The following is a 16,725-nucleotide window of genomic DNA, read 5'->3' as shown; positions in this document are numbered from 1 at the left end:
ATGTCCTAATTCGCAAAGGCGGCGATGCCGGTGATGGCGCGGCCGAGGATCAGCGCATGGATATCGTGGGTGCCCTCGTAGGTGTTGACGACCTCGAGATTGACCAGATGGCGGGCAATGCCGAACTCGTCGGAGATGCCGTTGCCGCCGAGCATGTCGCGCGCCATGCGGGCGATGTCGAGAGCCTTGCCGCACGAATTGCGCTTGACGATGGAGGTGAGCTCCACCGGCGGATGGCCCTCTTCCTTCATGCGACCAAGACGCAGGCACCCCTGCAGCCCGAGCGAGATCTCGGTGGCCATATCCGCGAGTTTCTTCTGGATCAGCTGGTTGGCGGCAAGCGGCCGGTCGAACTGCTTGCGGTCGAGCACATATTGGCGGGCCTTGACGTAGCAATCCTCGGCTGCGCCGAGTGCGCCCCAGGCAATGCCGAAACGGGCCGAGTTCAAGCAGGTAAACGGTCCCTTGAGACCTGTCACCTCGGGCAAAAGGTTCTCTTGCGGCACGAAGACACTGTCCATCACCACTTCGCCTGTGATCGAAGCGCGAAGCCCGACCTTGCCGTGGATGGCGGGGGCAGACAGTCCCTTCCATCCTTTCTCGAGGATGAAACCGCGGATGACGCCGTCTTCGGTTTTGGCCCAGACGACGAAGACATCGGCGATAGGGGCGTTGGAGATCCATGTCTTGGCACCGGTCAAATGATAGCCGCCATCGACCTTCTTCGCCCGCGTCACCATGGAGCCGGGATCTGACCCGTGATTGGGTTCGGTCAGTCCGAAGCAGCCGATCCATTCGCCAGTCGCAAGTTTCGGCAGGTATTTCTGTTTCTGCATCTGCGAACCGAAAGCATCGATCGGCACCATGACGAGAGAGGATTGGACGCTCATCATCGAGCGGTAGCCGCTGTCGACGCGCTCGACCTCGCGCGCGATCAGGCCGTATGCGACATAGCTGAGGCCGGCGCCACCATATTCAGGCGCGATGGTTGGTCCGAGAAGTCCGAGTTCGCCCATCTCGCGGAAGATACCTGGATCTGTCTTCTCGTGACGAAAGGCCTCCAGCACGCGGGGCGCGAGCTTGTCCTGCGCATAGGCGTGGGCCGTATCCAGCACCATGCGCTCCTCGTCCGTCAGCTGCTCGACAAGCCGGAACGGATCGGCCCAGTCGAAGATCTCGCGAGTGTGCTGCATGGTCCGTCCTCCTCGAGTGTGTTGTCGGTATGCCGCCGACGTCCATTGGGCATAGCTCTGCGGGCATGGTGCGTCAACACGCAGGCCCCGGCGCGTTCCCCGAGCAGGCCCTATCGCTTCACCCAGGGTGGAATGAACCGCGCATCCTCGTCGGCCGTGGCTTCGCGCAGAAAGTCGAAGACGGCACGCACGCGTGGCGATTGCAGCAGGTCGCGATGGCAGCTGATCCAATAGTGCCTGTTGAGGTCGATCTCGCCCGGCAGCACCATCTGAAGCTCGGGGTAACGGCTCGCGAAGAAATACGGCAGAATGCAAAGGCCGAGCCCGTTTCTGGTCGCGGTCAGCTGCGCGAAAATGCTGGAGCTCTGGAACTTTGGCTTGATGCGCGGGTGTACGTCGCCGAGATAGTCCAGCCCGGGTGCGAAGATCATCTCCTCGATGTAACTGATGAAGGGATGCATCAGAAGATCGTCGCGGCGGGTGATTGGCGCGCTCGTCGCCAGATAGTCCCGTGAGCCATAGACCTGCAGATGATAATCCGTCAGCTTCTCCGCGTAGTAGGGACCGCCCTTCGGTTCATCGAGCACGACGGAGATGTCCGCCTCCTTGCGCGACAGCGACATGATCTGCTGGATCGTTACCAGCTCAAGCGACAGGTGCGGATGTCGCGCTGCAAACCGCGGCAGCACCGTCGCGAAGAAGAAGTTGGAGAAGCCCTCCGGCGCGCTCAGCCGCACAACGCCGCGCTGCGTCATCGATCCATCGGCAAGGTCGGTGCGCAGGCGCTCTGTCTCCTGCTCCATCTTCTCGGCCGTCTCGACGAAACGTGTGCCCATGGCCGTCATCACATAGCCGCGAGGGTTGCGCTCGAAGAGCTTGACATTGAGAGCAGATTCGAGCCGGTCGATCCGTCGCGAAACGGTCGCATGGCTGGTGCGCAGCTGCCGGGCTGCCGTTGAAAGTTGACCGGTGCGGGCGACGGCCAGAAAGAACTGGAGGTCGTCCCAGGTAAATTGCGGCCGGTTTGCCATCCATGTTTACTGTCTGCCCAGCTGGCCCGAGGAGGACGGCGATTGGTCTTTCGTCTAATGCCGTCCTGTCTGCACAATTGTTTGGTTCGCCCTAACTTCCATCCCCTGCCTCCGAACGCCCTGCATTCACTGGATGCGGGGCCTCGGATTGGCAGTCTGTTCAAAAACGAACAGATACTGTTTGCAATTGGTTGTAAAGCGGCCTTGCTTCGCCGGCGCAATTCCGTGATCTTGAGGGATCGGTTGGTGGCTTTGAGGGGGGCGGCTGGCCAATTTTGAACAGATCTGTGTTCCGGCCAATCTCTGGGAGGAGAGACATATGCGAAAGAATTTGATTGCGTCGCTGGCATTTTTGCTCGCAAGCAGCACCGCAGTGCTTGCTGATGGTGCATCCGACGGCAAGGTGAAGATTGGTATTCTGAACGACCAGTCTGGCGTCTACGCCGACTTCGGCGGCAAGTCGTCGGTCGAGGCGGCCAAGATGGCTGTCGAGGATTTCGGCGGCAAGGTGCTGGGTGTACCGGTGGAGATCGTCGACGCCGATCACCAGAACAAGGCCGATATCGCTTCGAATATCGCCCGCCAGTGGTACGACACCGAACAGGTGGACGCGATCATGGAACTGACGACCTCGTCGGTGGCGCTCGCAGTCCAGGCCATCGCCAAGGAAAAGAAGAAGATCGACATTGTCACGGGTGCGGCGACCACTGATCTGACCGGCAAGGCCTGCTCGCCCTATGGGTTCCACTGGGCCTATGACACGCACGCACTGGCGGTCGGCACCGGCGGTGCACTCGTCAAGCAGGGCGGCGACACCTGGTTCTTCCTGACGGCGGATTACGCCTTCGGCTATTCGCTGGAACAGCAGACGAGCGATTTCGTCAAGGCCAATGGCGGCAAGGTCGTTGGCTCGGTTCGCCATCCGCTGGCGAGCCAGGATTTCTCGTCCTTCCTGCTGCAGGCGCAGTCCTCCGGCGCCAAGGTGATTGGACTGGCCAATGCCGGGCTCGACACCGCCAACGCCATCAAGCAGGCCGCAGAATTCGGCATTACCCAGGGCGGCCAGCATCTGGCGGCACTGCTGTTTACGCTCGCCGAAGTCCATGGCCTCGGCCTTGAAGCTGCGCAGGGACTGACGCTGACCGAAGGCTACTACTGGAATCGCGACGAGGACAGTCGTGAATTCGGCAAGAAATTCTTCGCCCGCACCGGCAAGATGCCGAACATGATTCATTCCGGCACTTACTCGGCCGTGCTGCAGTATCTCAAGGCGGTGCAGAAGGCGGGCACGGACGATACGGACGCTGTTGCCAAGCAGCTGCATGAAATGCCGGTCGACGACGTCTTCGGTCGCGGCGGCACCGTTGGCCCCAACGGACGCATGATCCACGACATGTACCTGCTTCAGGTCAAGAAGCCTGCCGACAGCAAGGAGCCGTGGGACTACTTCAACGTGCTGGCCACCATCCCCGGCAAGGAAGCCTACATCGATCCGGCCAAGAGCGGTTGCGATCTGGTAAAGTAAGCACCATGGCAGTCTCTGCGACAAACACTGAATCAAGGCCACGGGTGGTTCTATCCGCCCGTGGCCTTCGGCGGGACTTCGGCGGCTTTACCGCGGTGAAGAACGTCGATCTCGATGTCTATGACGCAAGCGTGCACGCGCTGATCGGCCCGAACGGCGCCGGCAAGACGACGGTCTTCAACCTGTTGACCAAGTTCCTGCAGCCGAGCTCGGGCACGATCACGCTGATGGGAACCGACATCACCAGGACGGCCCCCGACAAGGTTGCGCGCATGGGCCTCGTGCGTTCCTTCCAGATCTCTGCAGTCTTCCCGCATCTGACGGTTCTCGACAACGTCCGTGTCGCCCTGCAGCGGCCCAACCACCTGTCGACCCAGTTCTGGCGCCCGATGTCGGCGCTTGATCGGTTGAGCGCCCCCGCCGAACAGTTGCTGGCGAAGGTCGGCCTGTCCAAGGAGCGCGACAGCTTCGCCGCCGACCTCTCCTATGGCCGCAAGCGCGTTCTCGAAATTGCCACGACGCTGGCGCTCGATCCGAAAGTGCTCTTGCTCGACGAGCCGATGGCCGGCATGGGGCAGGAAGACGTAAGCGTCGTTTCCGCGATCATCCGCGATGTCGCCCGCGACCGGGCGGTTCTTATGGTCGAGCACAATCTCTCCGTTGTCGCCAACATCTGCCAGCAGGTTACCGTGCTCCAGCGCGGCGAGATCCTTGCCGAGGGCGACTATGCGACGGTCAGCGCCGACCCGCGGGTCCGGCAGGCCTACATGGGTACGGAGGAAGGCTGATGAGCGCACTTCTCGACGTTCAGGGATTGAATGCCTGGTATGGGGAAAGCCACATCCTGCACGGTGTCGACATGCGGGTGGGCGAGGGTGAGACGATTACCATCCTTGGCCGCAACGGGGTCGGCAAGACGACGACGCTGCGCACCATCATCGGCATTGTGCGCGCCCGCAAGGGCAAGATCAGTTTCGGCGGCACGGACATGATGCAAGTTCCGCTGCACAAGACGGCACACAAGGGCATCGGCTTCGTTCCCGAAGAGCGCGGGATCTTCTCAACGCTGACGGTCTCCGAAAATCTGCTGCTGCCACCCGTCGTTGCCGCGGGTGGCATGACGGTGGAGGAGATCTATGAGCTCTTTCCGAACCTTTACGAACGGCGCAACAGTGCAGGCACCAAGCTTTCCGGCGGCGAGCAGCAGATGCTGGCGATCGCCCGAATCCTGCGCACCGGCGTTCGCATGCTGCTACTCGACGAACCGACCGAAGGCCTGGCACCAGTCATTGTCCAGCGCATCGGCGACGTGCTGAAGAAACTCAAGGAGCGTGGCATGACGATCCTGCTCGTCGAACAGAATTTCCGGTTCGCCAGCCGGATCGCCGACCGTTTCTATCTTATGGACCACGGTCAGATGGTGTCTGAATTCCCCGTCGGCGAACTGCCGCAGCGCATGGATACGCTGCACAAGGTTCTGGGAGTATGATCGCACCATGATGATTTTCGGTATTCCCCTGCAGGCGTTCATGGGCCAGTTGCTGATCGGTCTGATCAACGGCTCGTTTTATGCGCTGCTCAGCCTCGGGCTCGCCATCATCTTCGGCCTGCTGCGCGTCATCAACTTCGCGCACGGCGCGCAATATATGCTCGGCGCCTTCGTCGCCTATCTGCTGCTCGCCTATCTCGGCATCGGCTACTGGCCGTCCCTGGTGCTTGCGCCTGTTATCGTCGGCCTTGCCGGCGCGGTGGTCGAACGGCTGTTCCTGCGCCATCTCTACGATCTCGATCCGCTCTATGGACTGCTCTTCACGTTCGGCCTGGCTCTTTCGGTCGAAGGAACCTTCCGCTATCTCTACGGCTCTTCGGGTCAACCTTATGCGCAGCCGGCGGCCCTTGCCGGCGCCGTCAATCTCGGCTTCATGTTCCTTCCGATCTATCGCGGCTGGGTCGTGGTCATGTCGCTTGTCGTCTGTATCGGCACGTGGCTGCTGATCGAAAAGACGAAGCTCGGGGCCTACCTTCGGGCGGCAACGGAAAACGCGACCCTCGTTCAGGCCTTCGGGGTCAACGTGCCGCTGCTTTTGACGCTGACCTACGCCCTCGGTGCAGGACTTGCCGCCTTTGCCGGTGTACTCGCCGCGCCGATCTACCAGGTCTCGCCGCTGATGGGCTCCAACATGATCATCGTCGTCTTTGCCGTGGTCGTCGTCGGCGGCATGGGGTCGATCATGGGTGCAATCCTCACCGGCTACATGCTCGGCATAGCGGAGGGTCTGACCAAGGTCTTCTATCCGGAAGCATCCAACATCGTGATCTTCGTGATCATGGCGATCGTGCTTCTCATCAGGCCCGCGGGCCTCTTTGGCCGGGATGCATGAGATGACCGAGATCACCCAAACGATCCACACGCAAAAGCGCCGTGCAGCCTCGTCGGTGCAGGCGGGCTTCCTCGTAATCGGGCTGCTGCTTCTCTTGCTGGCACCGTTCTTCTTCTACCCGATCTTTCTGATGAAGCTGCTTTGCTTCGCGCTCTTTGCCTGCGCCTTCAACCTGCTGCTTGGCTATACCGGCCTGCTCTCCTTCGGCCATGCCACCTTCTTCGGGGGTGCTGCCTACTTCACGGCTTACACCGTCAAGGAGTGGGGCCTGTCGCCGGAACTCGGCATTCTCGTCGGCGTCGCAGGCGCCGCCTTCCTCGGGCTCGTCATGGGCTTCTTCGCCATACGTCGGCAGGGCATCTATTTCGCGATGATCACGCTGGCGCTCTCGCAGATGTTCTTCTTCTTCTGCCTGCAGGCAACGTTCACCCACGGGGAGGACGGGATCCAGTCCGTGCCGCGCGGCCACCTGTTCGGCGTCATCGATCTCAACAGTTCGATCAACATGTATTATTTCGTGCTGGCGGTGTTCGTCATCGGCGTGCTGATCATTTGGCGTTTCATCAATTCGCCCTTCGGCATGATCCTGAAATCGATCCGTGAGAACGAGCAGCGCGCCATCTCGCTCGGCTATTCCGTGGCGCGGTACAAGCTTGGCGCCTTCGTCATGTCGGCCGCCCTGGCGGGGTTGGCAGGCGCGGTCAAATCGATTGTCTTCCAGTTTGCCACCCTGACGGATGTCGCGTGGCAGATGTCGGGAGAGGTGATATTGATGACGCTGCTTGGCGGTATAGGGACGCTGATCGGTCCGCTGTTCGGCGCGGGCCTGGTCGTCGCGCTTGAGAACTATCTTGCGACGTCGGAATTCCCGGTAACAATCATCACCGGCGTTGTCTTCATGGTCTGCGTACTGATCTTCCGGCGTGGCATCATCGGCGAATTGTATGCCTCCCGGATCGGCCGGAAACTGGGCTTCGTCTACCGCCGCTGACCACAGCCGGTTTGCATCACGTGGATCGATCGCCGACGAAGCGGCGGCGATTAGACAAATGGATTGGAGAGCGGCATGGCAACGATCGCATTCATCGGTCTCGGCAACATGGGTGGGCCGATGGCGGCAAACCTCGTCAAGGCGGGCCATCAGGTGATCGGCTTTGATCTTGCGGCGCCGGTGCTGCAGGCTGCCGAAGCAAGTGGCGTTCAGCCGGCAAGCCACATTAGCCAGGCCGTCGCGGGTGCGCAGGCCATCGTGACGATGCTGCCGCAAGGCAAGCATGTGCTGAGTGCCTGGACGGACATCCTTGCTTCTGTTGCGGCGGGAACGCTGGTCGTCGATTGCTCGACGATCGATGTAGACAGCGCCCGCAAGGCACACGAGCTGGCGACGGCCGCGGGCTGCCTTTCACTCGACGCGCCAGTCTCGGGCGGCACCGGCGGGGCGGCTGCCGGCACGCTGACCTTCATGGCCGGCGGGTCGCCGGAGAGCTTTGCAAAGGCCAAGCCGATCCTCGAGGCGATGGGCAAGAAGATCGTCCACTGCGGCGAGGCGGGCGCAGGGCAGGCGGCCAAGATCTGCAACAACATGATCCTTGGCATATCGATGATCGGGGTCTGCGAAGCCTTCGTGCTCGCAGAAAAGCTTGGGCTTTCGCATCAGGCGCTCTTCGACGTCGCCTCGACCTCGTCGGGGCAATGCTGGTCGATCAATACCTATTGCCCGGTGCCGGGGCCGGTTCCGACATCCCCGGCCAACAACGACTACAGACCGGGCTTTGCCGCCGCCCTGATGCTGAAGGATCTCAGGCTGTCGCAGGAGGCCGCGCTTTCGAGCGGAGCATCGACGCCGCTCGGCGCGCAGGCGGCACAGCTGTTTTCGCTTTTCGAAAAACAGGGGAACGGCGGCCGCGACTTCTCGGCGATCATCGAAATGTTCCGCGGCTGAGTGCGCTGGAGCGGGCTGCGTCCCTTCAGGGCAAGCGAAGATGCTGCCCGCCAACCCAGAGCGATGCGATATTCGCCTTCGATGCGGTATAGATGATTTTCTGCAGGATCTGGTCGCCGGCGTCCAGTTCCTCAAACAGCCTTACGGATCCCTTTTCCGCCCTGGTGTCGATCACGATTGCGTCGAACTGGTAGCCGGGCTGGAACTTTCCGACGGGAAGATCGAGCGCGATGCCGCCGCCTGTCGTGGCAATGTAGAATGCATCGCGGAAATCGATGTGCGCCGGGCCGAAGGCAGAGCGGGCGCCGGCCGCAAGGAGCGGGTCGGTACCGGTCTCGAGAGCCCGCGAGACCAGGGTCGCGCCACGGCAATTTTCCAAGATCGACGCGCTTGGGCCGCCAGAAATGTCGGTGCCGAGACCGACATGCAGCCCTTTCTCCAGCGCGGCACGCAATGGAAACACGGCATTGGCGAAATAGACGTTCGACAGCGGGCAATGTGCCACAGCCGCCTCGCGGACACGAATGCGCTCCATGTCGTCGGCCGTCAGGAAGTTGGCGTGGGCAAGAACGCTGCGGCGCCCGAGCAGGCCGAAGCGGTCCAGCATTTCGGCATCCGTTGCGCCGTGGCGTGCGAGCACGTAGCCATGCGCCCAGTCGCTTTCCGAACAATGCGTCTGGACATGGCAGCCGCATTCCCTGGCTATGGCGCCGAGACCTTCCAGCGTCGCATCGGTGCATGATGGAATGAACCGGGGCGTTACAACGGGCAGAACGCGGCTTTCACCGTTTGCCGGATGAGCGCGGATATAGTCGATCAGCTCACGCGTCCCCTCAATCGCGGCCTCGGGCGAGGCGTCGCGATAATAGTCCGGGCATTGGTCGGCATTGTCCATCGCGACTTTGCCGATCAGCGCGCGCTGACCCTTGTCGAGGCAGATATCGACCAGCGTCCGCGTCGCCTCCTGGTGGATGGTGGCAAAATAGAGTGCCGTCGTCGTGCCGTTCGCCAACAGCTCCTCGACCAGAAGGCCGTAACTGCGTCGCGCAAACGCCAGGTCTTCGTAGCGGGCTTCAAGCGGAAAGGTGTATGTCTGGAGCCAGACCTCAAGCGGCACGTCGAGCGCGCTGCCGAGTTGCGGATACTGCGGCGCGTGGACGTGCAGATCGACGAAACCGGGCAGCAGATACGAACCGGGCGGCAGGGTCACGAGTTCGCCGGTCTCCTCTCGTGCGTCGCGAATGGTACGGTAGTTCGGATCGCCCGGCCGATGGACCGCCTCGATCGTGCCGTCAGCGCCAACGGCGATCAGCACGTCCTGCAAAATCTCGATTGCTCCACGCTCCGGTGCATGAAAGCCGGAGGCGCAAAGGGTCTTGTTACGCAAATCCACGGACATGTCCCCGCGTTCAGTTCAGGCTTCTGTTCCTGAGCGCAAGCGCGCCCTCGCGAAATCTATGGCGTATTTCCGTCTCGTCGATGCCGGGCAACACGCGTTCTTCCATCAGGATCCGTCCATCACAAATGGTGGTTACGACATCGTCTGCGCGCGCGGAATAAACGAGTGCTGCGGCCTCGTCATAGACGGGCAGACAATGCGGCCTGTCGATATCGACGATGATCACGTCAGCCTTCTTGCCAGCTGCAAGGACCCCGGTTTCGGGCCGGTTCATCGCGGCGGCAGCGCCTGTCGTTGCCAACTCCAGAAGTTCACCGGTCCTCATGAACTCCACGTCGCCGGTCTTGTCCTTATGGATCATGCCGGCGAATTTCATCTCCTGGAACATGTCGAGCGCGTTGTGGCTGGCCGGACCATCGGTGGCCAGCCCGACCGTTATACCGGCGTCCCTGACGCTGCGCAGACGAAGCGTCCCGGAATTGAGTTTGGCGTTGCAGCACGGGCAATGAGCAATGCGGGTTCCGGTTTCCGCCAGAATGCGGATGTCGTCGTCATTGAGCTGGGTTGCGTGCGCAGCCGTCACGTCAGGACCGAGGAAACCCAGCGAGTGCACCCACTGAACCGGTGTGGTTGCGTAGTTCTCCCTGATGTAGACGATCTCCTGCGTGCCTTCCGACAGATGCGTGTGGATGACGACCTTGTGGGCATCGGCCACTTCGCGCACCAACCTGAACATCTCCGCGCCGCAGGAATAGGGCGCATGCGGCGAGAGCGCGACGTGGACGCGATCATTTCCGGTTCGATGATGCCGGGAGACCTTGTCGCCGAAATGGTGCAGAGCCTTCCAGGACCAATCGGTGATCGGAGCGTAAAGTCCGCGATCGGCAAGGCCGTAGCCGAGCGTGGCGCGCAACGGCATCTTGCTCAGTGCCGCGATCTGGGGCTCGACACGGTAGGCGTCGAAGTGCTCGTTAAAGGTTGTAATCCCGGATTTTGCCATCTCGACCAGGCCCATCAGGCTCGCCCAGTAGAGCGTTTCCTCGTCGAAATTGCGCTTGAGTTGCCACATCGTCCGGAGCCATTCGAAGAGCTGGACGTCTTCCAGCAGTCCACGCAAAAGCATGTTGGATGCGATGTGCGTGTGGCAATTGACGAAGCCTGGCATGACGACGCGGCCCTTGGCATCGATCAGCTTCTTGGCTCCTGCCGTCGAAACGGAGGCCGCGAGTCCGACCGCGGTTATGCTGTCACCAGAGATTGTCAAACTGCCACTGTCGATCTTTTTTGCGCCCCCCATCGGCAGGATGGTGGCGTTGATGATGGCGATATCGGGGTTGCTCATGCTCTCAGGCTGCCATTGCCGTTGTGCCGTAGGTGATGCCCTTTTCCTTCAGCCAGCGGCGATAGGCGATCGAGCTTGCGTCGGCGCGTGTCGGGATTTCGGCGCGCGCCTCCATCGGCAGCAGGGCCGGACGCTGGTTTTCCAGGATGATGCGGTCCTGCAGGAAGATCAGCTGCTGGAAATGCACGAGTTCGGTCGTGGTCGAGACGTCGTCAATCAGAAACATGACGGGATGGGCGATGCAGCGGTCCGGTTCGAGCGGCTGCACGAACAGGCAGATGACGTCCCAGCGGTTGGCGGCATTCGGGCAGGTCTTGTAGAGCAGCGTCGCGAACGGCGTCATGACCCGGTAGATGTAGTCGGTCATGATGCCGTCGGTCGCCGAAAGGGCGGCCTGAGGCTGGAAGAACTGGCAGTTGGTCGCCCAGACCTCGTCGACGTCACGACGGATTTCGGCATTGTAGTGCATGACCTCCGTATGCGGCTCGGCACCGAGAATATCCGTATGCACGAAGGGAAAATGCGCCATGTCGAGAAAATTCTCGATGATGCGAAGCCCCGAGGCGCGCACCACGACGGCACCGCAGTTGACGACGCGACGGTCCTCCTCGTCGGCCTCCGGCAGTGCGAACAAGCCGCCCTTGGGCTCGCCGAGCGTCGCCCAGACGAGGCCGAAGCGCTTGATGATCGGCAGCGGTTCGGCCCGACCCTCGGCCATCACGGCGATCGTTCCGTCGACCTCCCTGTTCAGAGCAAGATCGCAGCCCAAGAGGCGCGTCGCCGAGTGGCCGAAGGCAATCTCCGTTTCGGTGCCGAGCGGATACCACTGATTAAGGGCTGCCTTGTCCGAACACTCGCTCATGGGACGCTCGCTTTCATTGATCATAGATACGGTCCATCACAGTTTGGTGGCTTGCCAACAATCCGTCCACATCCAAATGGCGAAAATGGCCTTCTGCGATGATCTCGCGGCCGTTGATGAAGGAATAGTCGACCTTGAACGGGCCGCACATCACGAGTGCCGCCAGCGGGTCGCGCTGTGTGCCGGACAGGCCGAGCTGGTTCGCCTTCACGGCGATGAAATCGGCGCTCATGCCTGGCGCGAGATAACCGATGTCGTCACGGCCAAGTATCCTGGCACCGCCACGTGTCGCCATCGTCAGCGCCTCGCGGGCCGAAAGCGCCTTTGGCGTTCCGCCGAAGCCGCCACGGCCGCCGGGCGTTTCGGAGAGGTACCTGTTGGGCGCGACACGCTGCAGCATCAGCGCAAGACGGGCTTCCATGAACATGTTGGACGTGTCGTTGGAGGCCGAACCGTCGACGCCGAGGCCGACGTTGACCCCCATGTCGAGCATTTCGCGGACCTTGGCGATGCCCTGGCCGCAGCGCATGTTGGCAGACGGGCAGTGCGCAACGCCGGTACCGGTGTCGGCAAAGAGCCTGATCTCGTCCGACGTCATGAAGATGGAATGCGCGAACCATACGTCCGGGCCGAGCCAGCCGACGGACTCGGCAAAGCCGACCGAGCGCATGCCGTAGACGTCGTGACAGTAGTCCTCTTCGAACAGGTCCTCGGCGAGGTGCGAATGCAGGTGCACGCCCTTGTGGCTGCGGGCAAGGGCGGCCGCATCCTTCATCAGGCCCGGCGTCACAGAAAACGGGGAGCAAGGGGCAAGAATGATACGGCTCATCGAATGGCGGGAATTGTCGTGATATCCGTGGATGAGCCGCTCGGCGTCCTTGAGGATATCCTCTTCCTTCTCCACGCAATTGTCCGGTGGCAGGCCGCCCTGGCTCTTTCCGCGCGACATCGCACCGCGTGCAGCATGGAAGCGAAGGCCAAGGTCCTTCGCCGCGTCGATCGTCGCATCGAGCGTGCAGTTGTTCGGCAGGATGTAGAGGTGGTCCGAGCTCGTGGTGCAGCCCGACGCGATCAGTTCGGCCATGGCAACGCGTGCCGACACGCCGATCGCATGATCGTCCAGCGCCGACCAGATCGGATAGAGCGTCTTCAGCCAGACGAGCAGCTCGTCGTCCTGCACCATCACGCGGGTCAGGTTCTGGTACATATGGTGGTGGATGTTGACCATCCCGGGCATGACGATATGGCCGGAGAGATCGAGCACCCGATCGGCGACGGCGTCCTTTAGCTCGGCCATCGTGCCGACGGCTTCGATGACGTTGTCGCGCACCAGCAATGCGCCGTCCTTTATCTCGCGGGCTTCATCGTCGAAGGTGGCGAGATAGCTGATGTTCTTTACAAGCAGAGTGGTCATGTCATTTCCGGTATTTTTTATCGGACGTCGCGGTAGTAGGGCACGCCGATCGCGGCGGGTGCTGCCATGATCCGACGCATGCGCTGCCAGGCAAGGACCGGCACGATGATGAAGGCCATGGTGCCGAGGTAGGGCAGCATGGAGAGGAAGGCGGGTGCGATCGGCCAGCCGCGCGCCTGGCCGACAAAGCCGAGCGCGGTGATGAAACCGAACAGCAGGCCGGACAGGACAGCGGGGATGGGTCGGTATCCGGCGAAGATGACGAGCGCGACGGCGATCCAGCCCCGGCCGGCGACGACGCCGTCCGACCAGGAGGGAACGAAGGTGAGCGTGAGATAGCCGCCGGCGCCGGCCGCCAGCGCCGAGCCGGCGGTGACATAGGCGAAGCGGATCAGGTTCACCGGGATACCGGCGGCATCGGCAGCGGCCGGATTTTCACCGACGGCGCGCAGGTTGAGGCCGTGGCGGGTGCGGAACATGATGTAGCTCAGGCCCACCGGCAGAATGACGTAGATCAGGTAGACAAGGACGTTCTGCGAGAAGAAGGCGGGACCAAGGACCGGGATCTTGCTCAGGAGCGGAACCTCGATCGGCGAGAAGACGGCACGTGCCGGCATGCCCGAATAGGCACGCCCGATCGTCGAGGCGATGCCGCTGCCCATCAGCGTCAGTGCGAGGCCGCAGAGCACCTGGTTGGCGCGCAGAATGACGGTCGCGAATGCAAAAAGGGTGCCGAAGAGCGCACCGACGACGAGCGCGGCGAGGAAGCCGATGGTCGGCGAGGGGACGGCGGCGACGGTTGCGATCGCCGTCAGTGCGCCCATCGCCATCAAGCCCTCGACACCGAGATTGACGACGCCGACGCGTTCGGCAAGGACTTCGCCGAGCGCTGCCAGCGCCAGAACGCCACCTGCCAGGAATGCCGTGGTGAAGAGGCCGGTCAAAAGGTCCATGGTCGCTCTCCTTCAAGCCTTGTCGCGGGCGATGCGGTAGTGGGCGAGTTCGTCGCCGATTGCCGTCAGAAACAGAATGAGGCCGGTTATCGCCAAGACGGTCGAGGTGGTCAGTCCCTGGGTCTGCAGGATGATTCCGGAGTTCAGGATGAAGGCCATGAGGGCAGCGGAGAAGATGACGCCGACGGCAGAGCTGCGGGCGAGAACCGCAACCATGATGCCGAGATAGCCGTAATTGTTGGAAATGCCACCCTGGAGGCGATGCACGGTCCCGGCAATTTCCAGCATACCGGCCAGACCGGCGATCGCGCCGGAGAGCAGCATGACGGTGATCAGGTGGCGGCGGACCGGCATGCCCGCATATTTGGCGGCGGATGGATTGGAGCCGACAAGGCGAACCTCATAGCCCCATCGCGAAAAGGCGAGCAGTCCGGCGACGACGAGCGCGACGACGATGGCGATCGGCAGGCCCCAGTGGATCGAGCCCCAGAATTCCGGGATTTCGGCCGAAAGACGGGGCGTCGCGGAATTTGCCATGCGGTCGCGCCAGGCATTGGTCGAGACGAAATAGACGAGCAGGATGGCCACGAAGTTCAGAAGCAGAGTGGTGATCAACTCGTTGACGTTGGCATAGGCGCGGGCAAGCGTCGGAATGAGGATCCAGACGGCACCACCGACAAGACCCGCAAAGAACATCAGCACCAGAATCAGGGCGGGTGGCCCGGGAACGAAGAGACCGACGGCAGCGGCAGCGAAGGCGCCGGCGTAAAACTGTCCCTCGGCGCCGATATTCCATGCGCCGATCTGCTGGGCCACGGCCACCGACAGCCCGGTTAGGATGAGCGGGATCACCAGCACGCCGAGATCTTCCATGCCAAAGCTCGACCCGAAGGAGGCGACGATGACCTGCGAGCCGAGCTCGATCGGGTTTGCACCGGTGGCAGCGAGAATGATGCCGGCGAAGACGAGCGCCAGAACGATGGCGGCCGCACGCGCGACGAGCGCAATGCCGGGAGACGCCGAGGGAAGTCGTTGCAGGCGGAAGGAGGCTGCCATGCTATGCGACCTCGCGCGCCTGGATGCGGCCACCCATCAGCAGGCCGATTTCGTCGATATCGGTCTTTTCGTTGTCGACGATCCCCATGATCTTCCCTTCGTAAAGCACGGCAATGCGGTCGGAGAGGTTGAGCAGCTCTTCGAGTTCTTCTGAGATGAGAATGATGCCGGCGCCAGCATCGCGCAGTTCGACGATGTAGCGCAGCATGGTGTTGATGGCGCCGACATCCAGTCCGCGGCTGGGATAGGCGGCGATCAGTACCTTGTCGGCAATGCGCATCTCGCGCCGGGCGACGAGGCGCTGCTGGTTGCCGCCCGAGAGGTTGCGGATCGGCATGCCGAAATCGGGAATGGCGACTTCGGCGGCGGACGCGATTTCCCTGGCGAGCGCCGTCGCCGCGCCCGGCTTGTAGGTGCCGCCCGACGAGACCGGCGGTTTCTTGTATTCCCGCATCACGGCATTGACGGTGACACTGAGTGCCGGCGCAAGGCCGCTGTGAAGGCGATCCTCGGGAATGTGACCGATGCCGCTTTCGGCAAATGCCGCAGCGTTGCTCCTTTCGACTGGCTTGCCGCCAATCAATATCCGGCCCGCGCTCACGGGGCGGATGCCGGTCAGGACCTGGCTCAGTTCACGCTGGCCGTTGCCGGCGACACCGGCAACGCCGACGATCTCGCCTGCGCGCACGTCAAGCGAGATGCCGCGCAGCGCTTCGTTGCCTCCATCGCCGATCGCCCAAACATCCTCGAGGGCGAGCACCGGCATCTCCGACATCGGCGCGGCACCTGCCGGGCGCTCGCGCATGTCGGCAAGCACGATGTCGCGGCCGACCATGAGCTTGGCGAGCATGCGCGGATTGCAGTCGGCGGTATTTTCCGTGGCGATCTTGCGGCCGCCGCGCAGGATGCTGATGCGGTCGGAAATCTCCAGCACTTCGTCGAGCTTGTGGCTGATGAAGATGACGGCATTGCCGGCGGCCACGAATCTGCGCAGCGCCTTGAACAACTCGCGCGCTTCAGCAGGCGTCAGCACGGCCGTCGGCTCGTCGAGGATCAGGACGCGAGCCTGCCGGGCAAGCACGCGCAGGATCTCGACGCGCTGCTGTTCGCCGGTCGAAAGATCGCTGACGCGGGCACCGGGCGTGGTCTTGAGATTGAATGTTGAAGCCAGCGCCGCGGTGCGCTGTTCCAGCACCTGTGCGGAGGCGCGGCGTGGCGTTTGCGACCAGCCAAGATGAATGTTCTCGGCGACGGTGAAGGCCTGGACGAGCTTGAAATGCTGATGCACCATGCCGATGCCTGCCGCAATTGCTTGCAGCGGCGTAGCGAACTCCTTTGCGTAGCCGTCGATGATGATTTCTCCAGCATCGGCCCGGTAGATGCCCGTCAGGATGTTCATCAGCGTCGACTTTCCAGCGCCGTTTTCGCCGAGAAGCGCGTGGATCTCGCCGGGCATGACGTCGAGATCAACGTTCTCGTTGGCGATGACGCCCGGAAAGTACTTGGCGATACCCTTCAGCTGGACGAGGGGCGGTGTGCCCGGAGGGGGCGCATAACGGGTCGCATTTTCAGTCATGGAATGGCACCGGAGCGTGAAGGCGGTGAGCCCGGCCGATCCTGGACGGCC

15 protein-coding genes are annotated in these 16,725 nt (G+C 62.2%); 6 read left to right on the top strand and 9 right to left on the bottom strand.

The annotated features are described in order from the left end of the window. Positions 1–5: 5 nt before the first annotated feature. Together AC1D2R_RS25750 and AC1D2R_RS25745 are read right to left on the bottom strand one after the other, a co-directional pair. Complete coding sequence (locus tag AC1D2R_RS25750) at positions 6–1,193, bottom strand: acyl-CoA dehydrogenase (RefSeq protein WP_477971813.1); 1,188 nt, start codon at positions 1,191–1,193, stop codon at positions 6–8. 110 nt (positions 1,194–1,303) lie between these two features. After that, positions 1,304–2,224 (bottom strand): LysR family transcriptional regulator, encoded by a 921-nt coding sequence (locus AC1D2R_RS25745; RefSeq protein WP_477971811.1) that lies wholly within the window; start codon positions 2,222–2,224, stop codon positions 1,304–1,306. A 319-nt stretch (positions 2,225–2,543) separates the two neighbouring features. Here AC1D2R_RS25745 and AC1D2R_RS25740 point away from each other — a divergent pair, with 319 nt between their 5' ends. The 6 genes from AC1D2R_RS25740 to mmsB all read left to right on the top strand — a co-directional run bounded on the left by AC1D2R_RS25740 (position 2,544) and on the right by mmsB (position 8,072). After that, positions 2,544–3,749 (top strand): ABC transporter substrate-binding protein, encoded by a 1,206-nt coding sequence (locus tag AC1D2R_RS25740; RefSeq protein ID WP_477971809.1) that lies wholly within the window; start codon positions 2,544–2,546, stop codon positions 3,747–3,749. A 5-nt stretch (positions 3,750–3,754) separates the two neighbouring features. Continuing rightward, positions 3,755–4,537, top strand: coding sequence for an ABC transporter ATP-binding protein (locus tag AC1D2R_RS25735; RefSeq protein ID WP_477971807.1), 783 nt, complete (start codon positions 3,755–3,757; stop codon positions 4,535–4,537). After that, positions 4,537–5,238, top strand: a complete 702-nt coding sequence (locus AC1D2R_RS25730) for an ABC transporter ATP-binding protein (RefSeq protein ID WP_477971805.1) — start codon at positions 4,537–4,539, stop codon at positions 5,236–5,238. The genes AC1D2R_RS25735 and AC1D2R_RS25730 overlap by 1 nt, the downstream gene beginning before the upstream one ends. 10 nt (positions 5,239–5,248) lie before the next feature. Further along, on the top strand, positions 5,249–6,130 hold the full coding sequence (locus AC1D2R_RS25725; protein ID WP_477971862.1) for a branched-chain amino acid ABC transporter permease: 882 nt from the start codon (positions 5,249–5,251) through the stop codon (positions 6,128–6,130). A 1-nt stretch (position 6,131) separates the two neighbouring features. Beyond that, entirely contained in the window at positions 6,132–7,121 is a 990-nt protein-coding gene (locus AC1D2R_RS25720) for a branched-chain amino acid ABC transporter permease (protein WP_477971803.1), read from the top strand. A 75-nt stretch (positions 7,122–7,196) separates the two neighbouring features. Beyond that, positions 7,197–8,072 carry a 3-hydroxyisobutyrate dehydrogenase gene (mmsB, locus tag AC1D2R_RS25715; protein WP_477971801.1) on the top strand — a complete coding sequence of 292 codons (876 nt, stop codon included), beginning with the start codon at positions 7,197–7,199 and terminating at the stop codon, positions 8,070–8,072. 25 nt (positions 8,073–8,097) lie between these two features. Here mmsB and guaD read toward each other — a convergent pair whose 3' ends face one another. From guaD to AC1D2R_RS25680, 7 genes are read right to left on the bottom strand one after another with little or no spacing between them, the layout of a single operon-like run. Next, positions 8,098–9,465 (bottom strand): guanine deaminase, encoded by a 1,368-nt coding sequence (guaD, locus tag AC1D2R_RS25710; RefSeq protein ID WP_477971799.1) that lies wholly within the window; start codon positions 9,463–9,465, stop codon positions 8,098–8,100. Between the two features lie 16 nt (positions 9,466–9,481). Further along, complete coding sequence (locus AC1D2R_RS25705) at positions 9,482–10,813, bottom strand: amidohydrolase family protein (RefSeq protein ID WP_477971797.1); 1,332 nt, start codon at positions 10,811–10,813, stop codon at positions 9,482–9,484. Positions 10,814–10,817: 4 nt separating this feature from the next. Then, the gene (locus tag AC1D2R_RS25700) at positions 10,818–11,675 is read right to left on the bottom strand and encodes an aromatic ring-hydroxylating dioxygenase subunit alpha (protein ID WP_477971795.1); all 858 of its coding nucleotides are present in this window, start codon (positions 11,673–11,675) and stop codon (positions 10,818–10,820) included. 13 nt (positions 11,676–11,688) lie between these two features. Next, complete coding sequence (locus tag AC1D2R_RS25695; protein ID WP_477971793.1) at positions 11,689–13,089, bottom strand: 8-oxoguanine deaminase; 1,401 nt, start codon at positions 13,087–13,089, stop codon at positions 11,689–11,691. Between the two features lie 17 nt (positions 13,090–13,106). Further along, positions 13,107–14,042, bottom strand: a complete 936-nt coding sequence (locus AC1D2R_RS25690; RefSeq protein ID WP_477971791.1) for an ABC transporter permease — start codon at positions 14,040–14,042, stop codon at positions 13,107–13,109. A 12-nt stretch (positions 14,043–14,054) separates the two neighbouring features. Beyond that, positions 14,055–15,098, bottom strand: a complete 1,044-nt coding sequence (locus AC1D2R_RS25685) for an ABC transporter permease (protein WP_477971789.1) — start codon at positions 15,096–15,098, stop codon at positions 14,055–14,057. A gap of 1 nt (position 15,099) precedes the next feature. After that, positions 15,100–16,674: an ABC transporter ATP-binding protein gene (locus tag AC1D2R_RS25680; protein ID WP_477971787.1), complete on the bottom strand. Its 1,575-nt coding sequence runs from the start codon at positions 16,672–16,674 to the stop codon at positions 15,100–15,102. Positions 16,675–16,725 lie beyond the last annotated feature (51 nt).

This window comes from Rhizobium sp. P1_C7, from assembly GCF_056406295.1.
The sequence above is the reverse complement of the archived record's forward strand: the minus strand, read 5'-3'. Positions and strand labels throughout refer to the sequence as shown.